This is a genomic window from Pseudomonas sp. Tav-5-1A (assembly GCF_055755055.1).
In genome coordinates this window covers 4,801,959-4,820,023 of record NZ_CM146901.1, presented here as the reverse complement: position 1 = coordinate 4,820,023, position 18,065 = coordinate 4,801,959, and the positions used below count along the sequence as shown (strand labels likewise).

11 protein-coding genes and 4 tRNA genes are annotated in these 18,065 nt (G+C 63.2%); 10 read left to right on the top strand and 5 right to left on the bottom strand.

Annotated elements, in window-relative coordinates:
- The first annotated feature begins 12 nt into the window (after positions 1-12).
- Both AC0J42_RS22045 and AC0J42_RS22040 read left to right on the top strand, forming a co-directional pair.
- Positions 13-1,230 (top strand): EmrA/EmrK family multidrug efflux transporter periplasmic adaptor subunit, encoded by a 1,218-nt coding sequence (locus tag AC0J42_RS22045; protein WP_473003815.1) that lies wholly within the window; start codon positions 13-15, stop codon positions 1,228-1,230.
- Between the two features lie 67 nt (positions 1,231-1,297).
- On the top strand, positions 1,298-2,824 hold the full coding sequence (locus AC0J42_RS22040) for a DHA2 family efflux MFS transporter permease subunit (protein WP_416425838.1): 1,527 nt from the start codon (positions 1,298-1,300) through the stop codon (positions 2,822-2,824).
- 145 nt (positions 2,825-2,969) lie between these two features.
- On the opposite strand, the gene lpxH is transcribed toward AC0J42_RS22040, so the two are convergent.
- Positions 2,970-3,689, bottom strand: a complete 720-nt coding sequence (gene lpxH / locus AC0J42_RS22035; RefSeq protein ID WP_473003813.1) for a UDP-2,3-diacylglucosamine diphosphatase — start codon at positions 3,687-3,689, stop codon at positions 2,970-2,972.
- Complete coding sequence (locus AC0J42_RS22030) at positions 3,686-4,189, bottom strand: peptidylprolyl isomerase (protein ID WP_416425836.1); 504 nt, start codon at positions 4,187-4,189, stop codon at positions 3,686-3,688. The genes lpxH and AC0J42_RS22030 overlap by 4 nt, the downstream gene beginning before the upstream one ends.
- A gap of 214 nt (positions 4,190-4,403) precedes the next feature.
- Between AC0J42_RS22030 and AC0J42_RS22025 the strand changes: the two genes are divergently transcribed.
- Entirely contained in the window at positions 4,404-6,110 is a 1,707-nt protein-coding gene (locus AC0J42_RS22025) for a glutamine--tRNA ligase/YqeY domain fusion protein (RefSeq protein ID WP_473003810.1), read from the top strand.
- Between the two features lie 9 nt (positions 6,111-6,119).
- Positions 6,120-7,502: a cysteine--tRNA ligase gene (gene cysS / locus AC0J42_RS22020; protein WP_473003808.1), complete on the top strand. Its 1,383-nt coding sequence runs from the start codon at positions 6,120-6,122 to the stop codon at positions 7,500-7,502.
- A 53-nt stretch (positions 7,503-7,555) separates the two neighbouring features.
- Here cysS and AC0J42_RS22015 read toward each other — a convergent pair whose 3' ends face one another.
- Together AC0J42_RS22015 and folD are read right to left on the bottom strand one after the other, a co-directional pair.
- Positions 7,556-13,204 carry an NEL-type E3 ubiquitin ligase domain-containing protein gene (locus tag AC0J42_RS22015; protein ID WP_473003806.1) on the bottom strand — a complete coding sequence of 1,883 codons (5,649 nt, stop codon included), beginning with the start codon at positions 13,202-13,204 and terminating at the stop codon, positions 7,556-7,558.
- A gap of 147 nt (positions 13,205-13,351) precedes the next feature.
- Positions 13,352-14,206 (bottom strand): bifunctional methylenetetrahydrofolate dehydrogenase/methenyltetrahydrofolate cyclohydrolase FolD, encoded by an 855-nt coding sequence (gene folD, locus AC0J42_RS22010; protein ID WP_416425830.1) that lies wholly within the window; start codon positions 14,204-14,206, stop codon positions 13,352-13,354.
- Between the two features lie 279 nt (positions 14,207-14,485).
- Here folD and AC0J42_RS22005 point away from each other — a divergent pair.
- From AC0J42_RS22005 to AC0J42_RS21990, 4 genes are all read left to right on the top strand, one after another.
- Positions 14,486-14,562: transfer RNA gene (locus AC0J42_RS22005), tRNA-Arg, on the top strand.
- 32 nt (positions 14,563-14,594) lie between these two features.
- Positions 14,595-14,670, top strand: a tRNA-His gene (locus tag AC0J42_RS22000).
- A gap of 55 nt (positions 14,671-14,725) precedes the next feature.
- Positions 14,726-14,810, top strand: a tRNA-Leu gene (locus AC0J42_RS21995).
- A gap of 51 nt (positions 14,811-14,861) precedes the next feature.
- Positions 14,862-14,937, top strand: a tRNA-His gene (locus AC0J42_RS21990).
- Between the two features lie 595 nt (positions 14,938-15,532).
- Here AC0J42_RS21990 and AC0J42_RS21985 read toward each other — a convergent pair.
- Positions 15,533-15,664, bottom strand: coding sequence for a hypothetical protein (locus AC0J42_RS21985; protein WP_416425829.1), 132 nt, complete (start codon positions 15,662-15,664; stop codon positions 15,533-15,535).
- A 342-nt stretch (positions 15,665-16,006) separates the two neighbouring features.
- Here AC0J42_RS21985 and tig point away from each other — a divergent pair, with 342 nt between their 5' ends.
- Both tig and clpP read left to right on the top strand, forming a co-directional pair.
- Entirely contained in the window at positions 16,007-17,317 is a 1,311-nt protein-coding gene (gene tig, locus AC0J42_RS21980) for a trigger factor (protein ID WP_416425828.1), read from the top strand.
- 91 nt (positions 17,318-17,408) lie between these two features.
- The gene (gene clpP, locus AC0J42_RS21975) at positions 17,409-18,050 is read left to right on the top strand and encodes an ATP-dependent Clp endopeptidase proteolytic subunit ClpP (RefSeq protein ID WP_416425826.1); all 642 of its coding nucleotides are present in this window, start codon (positions 17,409-17,411) and stop codon (positions 18,048-18,050) included.
- Positions 18,051-18,065: the final 15 nt, after the last annotated feature.

The window sequence follows — 18,065 nt, the reverse complement described above, 5'->3', positions numbered from 1 at the left end:
AAGGTATCTGTCATGGCTACTGCCTCCGCTACAAACTCGCCGGACAAGGCTCCGGCAACGGAACAACCCAACGCTGGCAACCCGCGCAAGCGTAAGGTGATGCTGTTCATTCTGCTGTTGCTGGTGATCCTCGGCGGCCTGGCTACCTGGGGCTGGTACGAGGTTTACGGCCGCTGGAACGAAAGCACCGACGACGCCTACGTAAACGGCAACGTGGTGGAAATCACCCCGCTGGTCACCGGCACCGTCACCAGCATCGGCGCCGACGACGGCGACCTGGTGCACGCCGGCCAGGTGCTGCTGGAGTTCGACCCGGCCGACGCCAAGGTCAACCTGCAAAGCGCCCAGGCTAACCTGGCCAAGGCCGTGCGCCAGGTGCGCGGGCTGTACAGCAACGTCGATGGCGCCAAGGCGCAGTTGCTGTCGCGCCAGACCGACCTGAAGAAGGCCCAGGACAACTTCGACCGTCGCCGTACCCTGGCCGCCGGCGGGGCCATTTCCCAGGAAGAGCTGAGCCATGCCCGTGACGACCTGAACGCCGCCCAGGCTGCGGTCGCCAACGCCCAGCAGGCGCTCAAGAGCAACACCGCGCTGGTGGATGACACCACCGTGGCCACCCACCCTGACGTGATGGCGGCCGCCGCGCAGCTGCGCCAGGCGTACCTGGCCAACGCCCGTACCACGCTGATCGCGCCGGTCACCGGCTACGTCGCCAAGCGCACCGTGCAGCTGGGCCAACGCATCCAACCGGGCACCGCGACCATGGCCGTGATCCCGCTGGACCAGATCTGGATCGACGCCAACTTCAAGGAAACCCAGCTGAGCAAGATGCGCATCGGCCAGCCGGTGGACATCACCGCCGACCTGTACGGCAGCGACGTCAAGTTCACCGGCACCGTCGACAGCCTGGGCGCCGGCACCGGCAGCGCCTTTGCCCTGCTGCCGGCGCAGAACGCCACCGGCAACTGGATCAAGATCGTTCAGCGCGTGCCCGTGCGTATCCACCTGAACCCGGATGAGCTGAAGGACCACCCGCTGCGCATCGGCCTGTCCACCGTGGTCGACGTCAACCTGCACGACCAGAGCGGCCCGGTGTTGGCCCAGCAGCCGCCGCAGAAAGCCTCGTTCAGCACCCAGGTGTATGACCGTCAGCTGGGTGAGGCCGATGACATGATCACGCGTCTGATCCACGACAACAGCGTCGGCGCCGGCAACACCGCCCAACGCTGATTCGCCGATCCACAGGCCCCGTGCGCTCGCGCGGGGCCTGTACGCCTCCAACTTCCAGGGATTTGCGATGAGTAACGCTTCCTTCAAGCCGCCCAGCCTGCTGCTCAGCACCATCGGCCTGTCGCTGGCGACCTTCATGCAGGTGCTCGACACCACCATCGCCAACGTGGCGCTGCCGACCATTTCCGGCAACCTGGGGGTCAGCTCCGAGCAGGGCACCTGGGTGATCACCTCGTTCGCCGTGAGCAACGCCATCGCCTTGCCGCTGACCGGCTGGCTGAGCCGTCGCTTTGGCGAGGTCAAGCTGTTCCTGTGGGCCACCATCCTGTTCGTGCTGGCCTCGTTCCTCTGTGGTATTTCCACGTCGATGCCTGAGCTGGTCGGCTTCCGCGTGCTGCAAGGCGTGGTGGCGGGGCCGCTGTACCCCATGACCCAGACGCTGCTGATTGCCGTGTACCCACCGGCGAAAAGGGGGATGGCACTGGCACTGCTGGCCATGGTCACGGTGGTGGCGCCCATTGCCGGGCCGATCCTGGGCGGCTGGATTACCGACAGCTACAGCTGGCCGTGGATCTTCTTCATCAACGTGCCGATCGGTATCTTCGCCTGCCTGGTGGTGCGCCAACAGCTGGCCGCACGGCCGGTGGTCACCAGCCGCCAGCCCATGGACTACGTGGGCCTGATTGCCTTGATCATTGGGGTTGGCGCCCTGCAGATCGTGCTCGACAAGGGCAACGACGCCGACTGGTTCGAGTCCAACTTCATCATCATCGGTGCGGTGATCTCGGCCATTGCCCTGGCATTCTTCGTCATCTGGGAACTGACCGACGAGCACCCGGTGGTCAACCTGAAGCTATTCAAGTACCGCAACTTCCGCTTCGGCACCATTGTGCTGATCCTGGGGTATGCGGGCTTCTTCGGCATCAACCTGATCCTGCCGCAGTGGCTGCAGACGCAGCTGGGCTACACGGCGACCTGGGCGGGGCTGGCGGTGGCACCGCTGGGTATCCTGCCGGTGCTGATGTCACCGTTCGTGGGCAAGTACGCCACCAAGTTCGACCTGCGGATCCTGGCAGGGCTGGCGTTCCTGGCCATTGGTACCAGTTGCTTCATGCGGGCCGGCTTCACCAACGAGGTGGACTTCAACCACGTGGCGCTGGTGCAGATGTTCATGGGGATCGGCGTGGCGCTGTTCTTCATGCCGACGCTGACCATCCTGCTGTCGGACCTGCCACCCAACCAGATCGCCGACGGCTCGGGCCTGGCCACCTTCCTGCGGACCCTGGGCGGCAGCTTCGCGGCCTCGCTGACCACCTGGATCTGGATTCGCCGGGCGGACCAGCACCATGCCTACCTGACGGAAAGCGTGACCGCCTACGACCCGGCCACCCAGCACACCATCCAACAGATGGGCGGCGCAGGGCTCAAGACCTACCAGCAGCTGGACGGTATCGTCGAGGCGCAGGCGTACATGCTCTCCACCGTGGATTACTTCACGCTGCTGGGCTGGATGTTCATGGGCCTGATCCTGATCGTGTGGCTGGCCAAGCCGCCGTTCGCCGCCAAGGCAGGGCCGGAGGCGGCAGGGCACTGATATCGGCGCCGGCCTTCCCGACCTTCAGGCTCTGTATGAAATGTGTGGAGCTTGCGTGAAATACTGTGGGAGCTGGCTTGCCAGCGAGCTTTTGAGGCCCGAAAAGCTCGCTGGCAAGCCAGCTCCCACACCGTTCATACAGAACCTAGAAAGGGAATGCCGCCAGCGACATGCCCTGTTCATCCACCTGCAACGCCCAGCCATCCTTGTCCCAATCCCCCAGCACAATCCGCCGCGCGGGCGCATCGCCCACGTGCAGCTTGTGGATGGCCGGGCGGTGGGTGTGGCCGTGGATCAGGGTGTTGACCTTGTACTGCGCCATGATCCGTGGCACCTCTTCAGGCGTCACGTCGACGATGTCGTTGGCCTTCATGCGCGTCTGCGCGCGGCTTTCGCTGCGCAGCTTGCGCGCCAGCTTGTGGCGGGTGCGCAGGGGCAGGTGGCGCAGGATGAACAGCGTCAGCGGGTTGCGCAGGATACGGCGCATTTTCATGTAGGCTTCGTCGCGGGTGCACAGGCTGTCGCCGTGCATCAGCAGCACCGGCTCACCGTAGAAATCGACCACGCTGGGGTCTGCCAGCAGGGTGGCGCCGGCCGCCTTGCAGAAGCGCTTGCCGATCAGGAAGTCGCGGTTGCCGTGCATCAGGAAGATCTTCGTGCCGCTGTCGCTGAGTGCGCGCAGGGCCTCGCCGATCGAATGCTGGTAGGGGCTCATGCCATCGTCGCCAATCCAGGCTTCGAAAAAGTCCCCCAAGATATAAAGAGCGCTCGCCGAGCGCGCGCGCCCGGCGAGAAACTCCAGGAACGCCCGGGTAATGTCCGGGCGTTCTTCCTGCAGGTGCAGATCGGAGATCAGCAGAATCACTCAATGATCTCGGCTTTCTCGATGACCACGTCTTCTACCGGTACGTCCTGGTGGCCCGACTTGGAGCCAGTGGCCACGCCCTTGATCTTGTCGACCACGTCGTTGCCTTCGATCACTTCACCGAACACGGCGTAGCCCCAGCCTTGCACGGTCGGTGCGCTGTGGTTCAGGAAGGTGTTGTCGGCGACGTTGATGAAGAACTGCGCCGAAGCCGAATGCGGCTCCATGGTGCGGGCCATGGCAACGGTGTACTTGGTGTTGGAGAGGCCGTTGTTGGCTTCGTTCTGGATGCTTGGGCGCTTGTCTTTCTTTTCCTTCATGCCTGGCTCGAAACCGCCGCCCTGGATCATGAAGTTGCTGATGACACGGTGGAATACGGTGTTGGCGTAGTGGCCAGCGTTGACGTACTCGATGAAGTTGGCCACGGTTTTCGGGGCTTTTTCAGCGTTCAGCTGCAGCACGATGTCGCCGAAGTTGGTAGTCAGTTTTACTTTGGACATTTCAGGATTCGCTCTTCTTTAGAGAATTTGGCGGGTCGTTTATAACCCTGACGCGCAGTTTACAGGTCGCGATACGCATTTCGAGGCTGTTTTTTCGCAGACGGCCGGCGAAACCCGGCAGACTGGCCTGTCAGCGACTTGACAGCTTCGGCTATGATAAGCGCTTTGATTTAGTCGGCCTACCCATGGCCACAGGTACGTTTTCAAGGATCCTATGAGCAAGCCCACCGCCGATAACGCTCCCAATGCCGCAAACGCCAAAGGCGCGCCGGTAGTTCCCACCAATTTCCTGCGGCCGATCCTGCAGGCCGACCTGGACTCGGGCAAGCACGCCAGCATCGTCACCCGCTTCCCGCCGGAGCCCAACGGCTACCTGCACATTGGCCACGCCAAGTCGATCTGCGTGAACTTTGGCCTGGCCAAGGAACTGGGCGGCGTCTGCCACCTGCGCTTCGACGACACCAACCCGGCCAAGGAAGACCAGGAATACATCGACGCCATCGAGCGCGACGTGAAATGGCTGGGCTTCGACTGGGCCGGCGAAGTGCGCTACGCCTCGCAATATTTCGACCAGCTGCATGACTGGGCCGTCGAGCTGATCAAGGCCGGCAAGGCCTACGTCTGCGACCTGACCCCCGAGCAGGCCCGCGAATACCGCGGCAGCCTGACCGAGCCAGGCAAGAACAGCCCGTTCCGCGAGCGTGCGGTGGAAGAGAACCTGGACCTGTTCGCGCGCATGAAGGCCGGCGAGTTCAAGGACGGCGAGCGCGTGCTGCGCGCCAAGATCGACATGGCCTCGCCGAACATGAACCTGCGCGACCCGATCCTGTACCGCATCCGTCATGCCCACCACCACCAGACCGGTGACAAATGGTGCATCTACCCCAACTATGACTTCACCCATGGCCAGTCCGACGCCATCGAAGGCATCACCCACTCCATCTGCACCCTGGAGTTCGAAGGCCATCGCCCGCTGTACGACTGGTTCCTGGACAACCTGCCGGTGCCCAGCCACCCGCGCCAGTACGAGTTCAGCCGCCTGAACCTGAGCTACACCGTGACCAGCAAGCGCAAGCTCAAGCAACTGGTCGACGAGCAGCACGTGCATGGCTGGGACGACCCGCGCATGTCCACCCTGTCGGGCTTCCGCCGTCGTGGCTACACCGCGGCATCGATTCGCAACTTCTGCGAAATGATCGGCACCAACCGTTCCGACGGCGTGGTGGACATGAACATGCTGGAATTCAGCATCCGTGACGACCTGGACCGCAACGCCCCGCGCGCCATGTGCGTGCTGCGCCCGCTGAAGGTCACCATCACCAACTACCCGGAAGGCCAGGAAGAAACCCTGGAGCTGCCACGCCACCCGAAAGAAGACATGGGCATGCGCGTGCTGCCGTTCGCCCGCGAGATCTACATCGACCGCGACGACTTCATGGAAGAGCCGCCCAAGGGCTACAAGCGCCTGGAGCCAGCCGGTGAAGTGCGCCTGCGCGGCAGCTACGTGATCCGCGCCGACGAAGCCATCAAGGACGCCGACGGCAACATCGTCGAGCTGCTGTGCAGCTACGACCCCGACACCCTGGGCAAGAACCCCGAGGGCCGCAAGGTCAAGGGCGTGATCCACTGGGTGCCGGCCGCCGCCAGCGTCGAATGCGAAGTACGCCTGTACGATCGCCTGTTCCGCTCCCCGAGCCCGGAAAAGGCCGAGGAGGGCGCAAGCTTCCTGGACAACATCAACCCTGATTCGCTGCAAGTGCTGACTGGTTGCCGCGCGGAGCCATCGCTGGCCCACGCACAGCCGGAAGATCGCTTCCAGTTCGAGCGCGAAGGCTACTTCTGCGCCGACCTGAAAGACACCCAGCCTGGTCGTCCGGTATTCAACCGTACTGTCACCCTGCGCGACTCGTGGGGCAGCTAAGGAATCATCGTGCTATCGATCTACAACACGCTCACCAAGAGCAAGGAAGTCTTCAAGCCGCTGGACGGCAACAAGGTGCGGATGTACGTGTGCGGCATGACCGTGTACGACTTCTGCCACATTGGCCATGGCCGCAGCATGATCGCCTTCGACCTGGTGACCCGCTGGCTGCGCCATAGCGGCTACGACCTGACGTACGTGCGCAACATCACCGACATCGACGACAAGATCATCAACCGCGCGCGGGAAAACGGCGAAAGCTTCGACGCCCTCACCGAACGCATGATCGCCGCGATGCACGAGGACGAGGCGCGCCTGAACATCCTCAAGCCGGACCTGGAGCCGCGTGCCACCGACCATATCGCCGGCATGCACGCCATGATCCAGACCCTGATCGACAAGGGCTTCGCCTACGCCCCGGGCAACGGCGACGTGTACTACCGCGTCGGCAAGTTCGTGGGTTACGGCAAGCTGTCGCGCAAGAAGATCGAAGACTTGCGCATCGGTGCCCGCATCGAAGTCGACGAGGCCAAGCAGGACCCGCTGGACTTCGTGCTGTGGAAAGGCGTGAAGCCGGGCGAGCCAAGCTGGGAGTCGCCATGGGGCCCGGGCCGTCCGGGCTGGCACATCGAGTGCTCGGTGATGTCGACCTGCTGCCTGGGCGACACCTTCGACATCCACGGCGGTGGCAACGACCTGGAGTTCCCGCACCACGAGAACGAGATCGCCCAGAGCGAGGCCGCCACCGGCCAGCAGTACGCCAATGCCTGGATGCACTGCGGCATGATCCGCATCAATGGCGAGAAGATGTCCAAGTCCCTGGGCAACTACTTCACCATTCGCGATGTGCTGGCCAAGTACCACCCGGAGGTGGTGCGCTACCTGCTGGTGTCCAGCCACTACCGCAGCTCCATCAACTACTCGGAAGAGAGCCTGAAGGAGTCCAAGGGCGCGCTGGAGCGCTTCTACCATGCGCTCAAGGGCCTGCCGAGCGTCGCCGCCGCCGGTGGCGAAGAGTACGTGACGCGTTTCACCGACGCCATGAACGACGACTTCGCCACCCCGGAAGCCTGCGCGGTCCTGTTCGACCTGGTGCGCGAGATCAACCGCCTGCGCGACAGCGACCTCAACGCCGCCGCCGGCCTGGCCGCGCGCCTGCGCGAGCTGGGCAGCCTGCTGGGCGTGCTGCAGCTGGAAGCCGATGACTTCCTGCGTGCTGGTGCCGAAGGCAAGGTTGACGCCGATGAAGTCGACGCGCTGATCGCCGCGCGCCTGGCGGCGCGTGCCGGCAAGGACTGGGCCGAGTCGGACCGCATCCGCGACCAGCTGACCGCCATGGGCGTGGTGCTGGAAGACGGCAAGGGCGGCACCACCTGGCGCCTGGCCGACTAAGCGGCATGCTGTAGAAAAAAACCGGCCAATTGGCCGGTTTTTTTGTGTTCAGGTCATGGGTTGTCCTGCTGGTTGGTGAGCTGCATGACCAGCTTGCGTTCGTTGGCCAGCAGCCGCTGGTCGAGCTTCCTGATGCGCTCGCCGATCTGCTCCATGGTCTCGTCCGGGTAGCGGTCGGTGAGCGCCAGCACCTGCGCCTCGTAGTCGTTGCGCAAGCCCTGGAAGCGCTCGGCTTGGGTTTCGCGCAGGTACTCAGTCCAGAACGATTGGTCGGCGGCAAAGTCCAGGAACGGCTGGCCCTGCTCGCCACGGCCCACTTCACTGCGGGCCAGGTTCAATTCGCCCGGGCGCAGGTCGGCCGAGCCTTCATACAGCATGCGCGACGGCGGAATCGGCAGGTCCATTTCCTGGGCGAGGTGCAAGCGGTAGGCCAGGCGCACCTCGGCTTCGTCGCGGGCGCCGGCGTTGCGCACCGCCAGGTCATCGAGGGCGTTCAGGCGGAAAAGCCGTCGCACCAGGTTTTGCAACTGCGGGCCGCGGCCCTCGCCGGTGATGGTGCGTGTGGCCTGGCGGGTGAACACCTGCACCTCCATCTGGTTGAACGCCAGGCGAATGCCGTCCGGGCAGGTGCCATGGACGGCCAGCAGTTGCAGGGGCTCTTCGGCCATGCCGTTGAGCAGCAGGCGCAGTTCATGGTCTTCGGCCGCCTGCTCCAGCACAGTCCACACGCGCCGCACCAGTTCGGGCCGGGTCCTGCTGCTACGGTAGTCGGCGGTCTGGCGCAGGCGGTTGATCAGGTTCAGCAGGTCGGTCGCAGCGGAGTCGCCCTGTACGCCGTCCCAGATCTGGCGCAGTGACGCCTCCTGGTCGAGCGCGTCGTGCAGCCAGGGTTCGGCGGAGGGCGCGTCGACTTCGGTGGACAGGCCCGGGCTGTGCAGCGAATGTTGCGAAGCGCTGGACGTGGGGCCGTCCGAGCTGTGGGACTCGCTCTGAGTCAGCTCGGCGATGTCGTCGGGCAGGTCCATGTCGAAGGCGAAGGGGCGATAGTACGACTCCGACACATGGGCGCGACGCATGGTCTCGTGGCCCAGGGGGTTGCCACGTAGCTCGATGGTGGCGTGGCCGGTGTCGCGGCGATGGTTTTCCAACAGGTACTCGGGCAGTTCGATCAAGCCGTTGTCGCACAGGTTGACGCGCCCCAGATAGTCCGGGATGAGGCTGTCCAACCAGTGCGGCCAGGCGGTGATGCCCATGCGTTCCAGGCTCAGCATGTCGAGATTGCGGTTGCGTAGCGCCGACACCTCGCTGATGGTGCCCAGGGTGTTGCCGTCGAGGCTCAGGTGCTGTAACTCGGAAATGCCGGCGAAGAAGTCCATGGCGGCCTGGTCTATCACCAGGCCCTGGTCGACCAGGTGCAGGCTGCGCAGGGACGGCAGCTCCAGCAGTGCCGCCGGCAAGCCGGGCAGGGGGGTGGGCGCGCCATCGATGCTCAGCCGCTCCAGTTGCGGGAAGGCCCGCAGTAGCCGGTTCAGCTCGGTGGGGCTGGTCGTAGGCTCGTTAAGCTGCAGGTCCAGCACTTCTCGGTAGAAAAAGTCTGGCAGCGTGTGGGGGAATTGCGCCGCGGCCGCGCCGTTCAATTCCAGCACCGGCGCGGCATTTTCGGCGATGAGGATGCGCCAGAACTGGGTAATGGCGTGGCCCACCGAGCGGCGCGTGGCCAGGGTCGCCTCGCTGGGCGGCGCAGATGAGCTGGAGGCGTCGCGCCAGTCGGTAACAGCGCGCTGCAAAGCCCGTTGCTGGCTGATGCTGGCCTCGACGCTGGCGCGCGGTAGGTCGGTTTCAAACGTATATCGACCGTCGGGCTGTTCGCTTTCGATGGCCGTGCGCATGGTTTCGCGGTTCAGGCGGTTGTCGGTCAGCACCAGGCGGGTGCTGCGGCCAGTGCCGGTAGGGTTCTCCAGCAGGTGGTCGGGCAGGGCCAGCAAGCGGTTGCCGCGCAGGGATACCTCGCTGGCGTGATCGAGCAGCGCCGGGCTGAACAGGTCGGGCTGGAACTCGCTCCATTCATCGCTCAGGGAGTCCAGGCCGAGGTAGTCCAGGTTCAGGTTGGAAAAATCCAGTGGCTCGTAGAAGCGGTTGCCGCTCAGGTCCAGGTGCCGGAGCTGGGCAAGGCTGCGGATCTCCCGCAGGCGCGTGCTGCCAATCGGCAGGCGCAGGTTCACCAGGCGCAGTTCGGTCAGTCGCGGGTAGCGTGAGGCGATCAGCGTCGTCCAGTCGCTGAACAGGCTGTAGGGGCCCAGGGCGCCGCCTTCGTTGATGCTCACGGCGGTGACATGCTCGAACTGGGCGAAAAATCCTTCTACGGTGTCGCGGTCGCGCTGGATCGCGTCCAGCAGGGCCAGGGACGGGCGCCGTTCAACCGGGCGGACGCTAAGCAGATCGAGGTGTTGCACGCGGTCGCGGATGAAGGTTGGCAGGTCAGGGGGAAAATCGTCGAGGTACACCGCCTCAAGATGCAGGGCGTGGCCCGCCGGGGTGGCGTGCGGCAGGCTGCTGGCGCGCCAGAATTGCTGCAGCGCCTCACCGATGCGCTGGCGGCTGAGCTGGCGTGCCGGGGAAAGGTGCTGGCCGGCGGAATCCAGTGTCCATTGGTCGAGGTGCGCCTGCAGCTGGCGTTGCTCGTCGAACAGTTGGTTGAGCCGCTGGTCGATGGCTGCCCGGTCCAGCCCCTGGGCGTAGAGCCGGTCAAGGATGCCCTGGGCGTCGGTATCCAGCGCGGCTTCCAGTTCCAGCAGGCGTAGTTTGTCCAGCAGCGATTCTTCAAGGATGATGCGCGGCGTTTCGCTCACGGGCATGCCGGCGCGGCCATCGGCCAGTTCCATGGGCGACTTGGCGCCGGGCTTGTCGGGGGCCATCTGCAGCAGCTCCTGCACCTTGCGCCTTGGTGGCAAGGACGTCTCGCGCACCACGCCGATCGGCGCCGGCTGGGCGGCCGACCAGCCCGGCAGCGACGCTGCGGTGTGCTGTTGCAGCAGGGTGCTGTCCGCAGTGTTGATCGAGTCCAGGTATACCCCTTCATACGCCCTGTTCACTCGCAGCTTGGCCTGGTAGGCACGGGCCTCGTCGGCCAGGCGTGGTGGCACGCTGGCATCGCGCATCAGCGCTTGCTCGGCCGGGTTGGCATGGGCGGCCAGTTCCTCGGCGACGGAGACCGGCAGGTCGGGGAACCGGGCCCTTATCAGCGCGGCCAGTGGGTCGGTCGTGGCCTGGGTGGCCTGGTAGCGGCGGTTGAACAGTTCGGTGCGCCGCGTTGTGGCGTTTTCCAGCAGCTGCTGGCGCAGGATGAGCCTGGCGTAGGGGCCAGGCTCAGTGCCCAGCAGTGCATGGACCTCGTCGGGGTGCAAGCTGTCGAGCACCACCTGCAGCGCGTCGAGCTCATTGTCGTGAACAAGGATGGTGGTGTCGCGGGCAGCTGTGAACTGGCGGATTACCCTGCCATCCGGGCTTTCCAGGCGCAAGGCCTTGTCTGTTGGCCAGCGAGGATGTTCAGCCAGCAGCTGCAGCAGCAACTGCGGATCGGCCGGTGGCTGCTGGGCTTCGAGCTGGGTGATGACGGTGTCCAGGTCCTGGTCGAGCTTGAAGCGTTGCAGGGTGTCGTCCAGCAGCGCTGGCGGCTGTTCAGCCTCGGCCAGGCACAGGCGCAGCGTCGCTTCGTGGGTGTCGCTGACGCGCATGATGCGCCCGGCCGTGGTGTCGGAAATGCCGTCGGTTACGGGCCCCAGCTTGCGGAACAGGTCCGGCCCCTGCCAGGTGTGTGGCGTGTCGGCCTCGCTGATCCAGCTGCCCTTGCCGTTGGTGCGCAGCGGCGGCTCATAGCCGCCTGCCTTGCCAGGGTGCGCCAGCCGGTAGGGCAAGCCATCCTCCGGGGCCTTGACGCAATAGAGGCCGTCGTCGCGCTTGAGCCATTGCTTGCCCTCATGGTTGTACAGGCCCTGGTTGTCAGGCCTTGCCGAGGCTGGCAGTTCGACCTCGTGCTGGTAAGGTGCGATGTCAGGCTTCCACAGCCGTGTGACGCCGTTGGGCAGGGGGATCTGCTTTAGCGTGCCGATGACTTTGGGCAACACGTATTGGCTGGCGATGTAGCCCGCGCCGGCGAAGGCGGCCAACATGGCGACGTTTTCCGCCACGCCCAGGAAGTGGCCAATGGCGGCTTCCTTGTCGCCTTCCAGCAGGCTCTCGAAGCCTTCAATGGTCTTCCAGCACAGCTCAACGGCGGTCATCACCAGTAGCGCTTCGCCAAGGCCGGGTACGAAGAACGCGGCCACGTTCAGGGCCATGAAGAATCTGCCCTTGAGGTAGTCGGCGTGCTCTTGCTGGCTCTTGCGGTCCTCGGCTTCGGTGGTGACCAGGTGAAACAGGGCGTCATCCTTGAGGGTGTTGACCTTGTGCCGCACCAGTTCCTCTAGCAGGAAGTCCTCGAACGCCGTGGCCCTGGCCTTGATGTCGGCATCAGGGGCGCTGCCCGCGACCCAGCGTTGGTTGGCGTTGTCCCAGGCCTTGGGGTGCAGCGCCGTGTCCAGTTGGTGAAACAGCGTGGCGCGCTCGCGGGCCGGTACGAAGCGGGCGAGAAACTGCAGGTAGCCAGGCTTGAACAGGTTGGCGCGCAGGGCGCTGACGAACGCCGGGACCGAGGGGTAGGTTTTCAGCGGGGTGAGCGGGTCGTCCGGTATGTAGGCGGTCACGCGCACCGGCTGGTCTGGCAGGGTGCTGCGCTCCCGGACCAGGATGATGCCCTTGAGCACGGTCTTGAACAGCCGCAGGGAATGGCAGCGGCTGGAGCTCTTGTTGTGCGCGACCTTGATCATGTCCTCGTGGGTGGCTGGGTCGATGTCCCCCTTCATGTAGGCGATGTGAGTCTGCAGCAGCAGCGATGAGCGCTCGAACAGCTTCATCTGCGCCGTGCTGTTGGCCAGTGCGCTGTCGGGGGCGTCGCCCGGACGATAGGTCCAGTTCAGCGCCATCTGGATGCGCTCCTGGTAGCGCTGGCCCAGGTCCAGTTCGCGGCACAGCTGGGCGAAGGCGTGGGCGGGAATGCCCACCGGCGTGCCGCTGATGGTGAGGTTGTCGACGCTGAAAGCAATGTAGATGTCGGCCTTGAGGTCGCCGTTGTCCATGCCGTGGCGCTCGGCGTCCTTGGCTTCGAAGTTCTGCATGGCGGCCTGCAACAGCGTGGAGGTCGCCGCGTGCATGGCCTGTTCGCGACGTGCCTTGCGGTCGGCATTGAAGGTCGCGAGGTCGACGTCGGCTTCGTGGCCGAACTCGTAGGTCGGCGGCACGACCACGCGTTGGGCGTTGAACAGGAAGGTCTGGGTGCTATCGATGTCTTCATCGAAGCGTCGCTTGATCGCCTGCTCCAGCAGGGGGCGGGCGAAGGCCTCGGGGGATGGAATGCGCGCCATGATGGCGTTGACCTGCTCGCTGTCGTGGCGGTGCAGCCTGTGCGCCTGCTGGAATTGCGCCACAACGTCCGGCATCTCCCGCAGGGCCTTTTCGTACCAGGTCATGGGCGGCAGGGGCTTGCTCTTGATGGCGGCGTGGAGGTCCGGATGGACCTTCTCCATCCAGCCTGGCAATTGCCGCTTGAGCAGTTCGTAGTGAGGGGTGGTGCGGATATCGAACGTCGATGGGGTGTCGCGCAGCATGGTCATGGCCCTTTGGCTGGTTCAAAGGGCGGCATTGTGTTTTTCCTTGCCGGGGCAAGGGTGCTCAATAGTTATGGGTGGCGCAGGTATAAAAAAACGCCGCACCCGGTGACGGCGTGCGGCGTTTTTTCATGGCAGGGCAATCACTCAGGCATGCAGCGTTTCGCAGGCATACAGGGTGTTTTCCAGCAGGCAGGCGCGGGTCATGGGGCCCACGCCGCCCGGCACCGGGGTGATCCAGCCGGCGCGGGGCAGGGCGGTGTCGTACACCACGTCGCCAACCAGCTTGCCGTCTTCCTGGCGGTTGATGCCAACGTCGATGACGATGGCGCCTTCCTTGATCCACTCACCCTTGACCAGGCCAGGCTTGCCGGCGGCCACCACCACCAGGTCGGCACGGCCGACGTGGCCGGCCAGGTCCTTGGTGAAGCGGTGGGTGACGGTGACGGTGCAGCCGGCCAGCAGCAGCTCCATGGCCATGGGGCGGCCAACGATGTTGGACGCGCCAACCACGACCGCGTTCATGCCGTACAGGTCCTGGCCGGTGCTTTCCAGCAGGGTCATGATGCCTTTCGGGGTGCACGGGCGCAGCAGCGGAATGCGCTGGGCCAGGCGCCCGACGTTGTAGGGGTGGAAACCGTCCACGTCCTTGTCGGGGCGAATGCGCTCCAGCAGCTTGGACGCGTCCAGGTGCTCGGGCAGCGGCAGTTGCAACAGGATGCCGTCGATGTCGGCATCGTCGTTGAGGCGGTCGATCAGGCTTTCCAGTTCCAGCTGGGTGGTCTGTGCAGGCAGGTCGAACGCCTGGGACAGGAAGCCGACCTCTTCACAGTCTTTACGCTTGTGCGAGACATATACCTGGGAGGCAGGATCGCTGCCGACCAGGATCACGGCCAGGCCCGGGGTGCGCAGGCCTTGCTGGCGGCGCTCGGTGACCCGTTGGGCGATCTGCTGGCGCAGGCTGGCGGCGATCGCCTTGCCGTCGATTAGTTGTGCAGTCATGTCGCGTGGTTAACCATCGAGAGGGAAGAAAATGTGCGCGCATTCTCGCACGCCGGGCGCGATGGGCAAAGGCGCTTGGTCCGACGATTCCGCTAAGCCCTTAAATAAAATGAATTTTTTGCAGAAAAAGATTGACGACCCTACCGACCGTCTATAACATTCGTCGCACTTGTCGGGCAGAGCCTAGCACTGGTGAAGAAGGTCAGGCAGAGTTGAGTATTTAACTCCGCAGGACTGAAGCTTAAAATTTGTAGTCGTCACAGAATGCAGATTAAATAAGCGCCCGTAGCTCAGCTGGATAGAGCATCCGCCTTCTAAGCGGATGGTCGCAGGTTCGAGTCCTGCCGGGTGCGCCATTAGGCAGCTTTGGCACAAGTAGCGCAATATGGTGGGCGTAGCTCAGTTGGTAGAGCACAGGATTGTGACTCCTGTTGTCGTGGGTTCGATCCCCATCGTCCACCCCATATTTCGAAAGGCGCCTGATGAAAGTCTGGCGCCTTTGCTTTAAAAGCTTCACATGCGGACGTGGTGAAATTGGTAGACACACTGGATTTAGGTTCCAGCGGCGCAAGCTGTAAGAGTTCGAGTCTCTTCGTCCGCACCATTCAAGCTGTATCGCCCCGTTTGTAGTGGGGCACTGCAACACCGTTTTATGGTGGGCGTAGCTCAGTTGGTAGAGCACAGGATTGTGACTCCTGTTGTCGTGGGTTCGATCCCCATCGTCCACCCCATATTTCGTGAAAAAGGCGCCTGATGCGAATCAGGCGCCTTTTTTGTTTGCGTGAGATTAAGTGTGACTTGATCCTTCGTCTCACGCCGTCAGGCCATGGTGCAGCGCAAAAACTGTGGCAGCAACTGTCTTGTGGGAGCTGGCTTGCCAGCGAGCTTTTATGGCCCCAACAGCTCGCTGGCAAGCCAGCTCCCACAGGATGTAGCAGCTGCCGCAAGGCGGCGTCGCGCCGCGTGGGCGGCGCTCGATCTCAAGAGCGGTAGAAGAATCAGGGCCTGCCCCTTTGAGGCATGGCGCGATTTCACCCCGGCTGTGGCGGGGAGGGGGCTGAAGGTCCCCGCTGGGGATTGCGTCGCGCTCACCGGATGCTCGCCGATGTTGTTTAGTTGCTGTTGGGATCGAGCGCCGCCCGCGCGGCGCGACGCAGCCTGGGGGCAGCTCCTACATTCGTGGCAACGTGCCATGGCCTGGTGGAGAGGCGTCGCTGGCCTTGTCTGCCCGCTTTGGGTCAATGGGCGGCAGGACTTTTCACCAGCCACAAAAAAGCCCGCCTTCCATCGAAAGGCGGGCTTTTTCATTCATTCAACGATCAACGATCAACGATACCAGCCGCGGTGATAGCCGCCACCGCCATGGCCGTGGTCCGGGAAGATGATGCACCCGGAAGTGCTGAGGATGGCGACGGCTGCCAGGGCTGCCACGGTAAGTTTGGTGAGTTTGTTGAACACGGTTGTCTCCTGATGTCGGGGGTAATGCGCCCGTTCTGATGTATCAGACATCGAAATTTTGTAACTGTTTGTCTACGAACGTAAATATTTTGCAAAGATCCGCGTGCGCGATATCAGTGCGTGATGTTCGTGGAAATGCCGTCGGTCGCATGGCCGAGGGCGCTGAAAACACCGTCCATGGCCCTGCCAAGCCCTTTGCAGGCGGGCTTTTGCGGCGGTTTTGCCATTCCTTGTTTCAAGCTGTCTTGCACAGGGTGACTTCTTGTGTTCGACCCTCTAGAATGCATGCCCTTGATTGGGGTCGGAAATGGCCGGCTAACGTCTGTGCAACGAGGAAAATCCATGCAAGTTTCTGTTGAAAACACTTCCGCTCTCGAGCGCCGCATGACCATCGGCGTGCCTGCCGAGCGCATCGAGACCGAAGTCAACAAGCGTCTGCAACAGACTGCCCGTCGCGCTAAGGTTCCAGGCTTCCGTCCTGGCAAAGTGCCGATGAGCGTGATTCGTCAGCGCTACGAAGATTCCGCACGTCAGGAAGCCCTGGGCGACCTGATCCAGGCGACTTTCTACGAAGCCGTGGTTGAGCAGAAGCTGAATCCAGCCGGTGCCCCGGCTGTAGAACCTAAAGTGTTCGAAAAGGGCAAGGACCTGGAATACATCGCTACTTTCGAAGTATTCCCAGAGTTCGCTGTCGCAGGTTTCGAGTCCATCAACGTCGAGCGCCTGAGCGCCGAAGTGGCTGATGCCGACCTGGACAAAATGCTGGAAGTGCTGCGCAAGCAGAACGTTCGCTTTGAAGCTGCCGACCGTGCCGCTGCAAACGAAGACCAGCTGAACATCGATTTCGTCGGCAAGATCGACGGCGAAGCCTTCGCCGGTGGTTCGGCCCAGGGCACCCAGCTGGTGCTGGGTTCCGGCCGCATGATCCCAGGCTTCGAAGAAGGCCTAGTGGGCGCCAAGGCGGGTGAAGAGCGCGTGCTGACCCTGACCTTCCCAGAGGACTACCAGAACCTGGACCTGGCCGGCAAGGCCGCCGAGTTCACCGTGACCGTCAACAGCGTTGCCGCACCGACCCTGCCTGAACTGAACGAAGCCTTCTTCAATCAGTTCGGCATCAAGGAAACCGGTCTGGAAGGCTTCCGCACCGAAGTTCGCAAGAACATGGAGCGCGAACTGCGCCAGGCGATCAAGACCAAGGTGAAGAACCAGGTCATGGACGGCCTGCTGGCTGCCAACCCGATCGAGGTGCCAAAGGCCCTGCTGGAAAACGAAGTGAACCGCCTGCGCGTTCAAGCCGTCCAGCAGTTCGGTGGCAACATCAAGCCTGATCAACTGCCGGCCGAGCTGTTCGAAGAACAAGCCAAGCGCCGCGTGGTACTGGGCCTGATCGTCGCCGAAGTGGTCAAGGCCAACGAGCTGAAGCCGGACGAAGCCCGCGTACGTGAAATGATCCAGGAAATGGCCTCGGCCTACCAGGAGCCAGAGCAGGTCGTGGCGTGGTACTACAAGAACGACCAGCAACTGAACGAAGTCCGTTCGGTTGTGCTGGAAGAGCAAGTTGTGGATACTGTTCTGCAGAAAGCTAGTGTGACCGACAAAGCGGTCTCCTACGAAGAAGCAGTCAAGCCGGCCGAAGCACCACAAGCCGACTGATTCCTTCCAGCGTTGGAACACCACCATAAGCCAGCCTTCGCGCTGGCTTATGCGTATTCAAGACTTGACTATTTGGGAGTGAGTGCGAGACATGTCCCGCAATTCTTATATTCAGCACAGTTCTGACATCCAGGCCGCTGGCGGCCTGGTCCCGATGGTTGTCGAGCAATCGGCTCGTGGCGAACGCGCCTACGATATCTACTCGCGCCTGTTGAAAGAGCGAGTGATCTTCCTGATTGGCCCGGTAGAAGACTACATGGCCAACCTGGTGTGCGCGCAATTGCTGTTCCTCGAAGCCGAGAACCCGGACAAGGATATCCATCTCTACATCAACAGCCCTGGCGGCTCGGTCACTGCAGGCATGTCGATCTACGACACCATGCAGTTCATCAAGCCGGACGTGTCCACCACCTGCATCGGCCAGGCCTGCAGCATGGGCGCCTTCCTGCTGGCCGGTGGCGCCAAGGGCAAGCGTTACTGCCTGCCGAACTCGCGCGTGATGATTCACCAGCCACTGGGCGGTTTCCAGGGCCAGGCGTCGGACATCGACATTCACGCCCGCGAAATCCTCTCGATCCGTCACCGCCTGAACGAGCTGCTGGCGTTCCACACCGGCCAGACTCTCGAGCAGATCGAGCAGGACACCAATCGTGACAACTTCATGAGCGCCGACCGCGCGGCCGAGTACGGCCTGGTCGACTCCGTGATCAACAAGCGTCAGATGCCTGCTTAAGCGGAGCAAATGCCA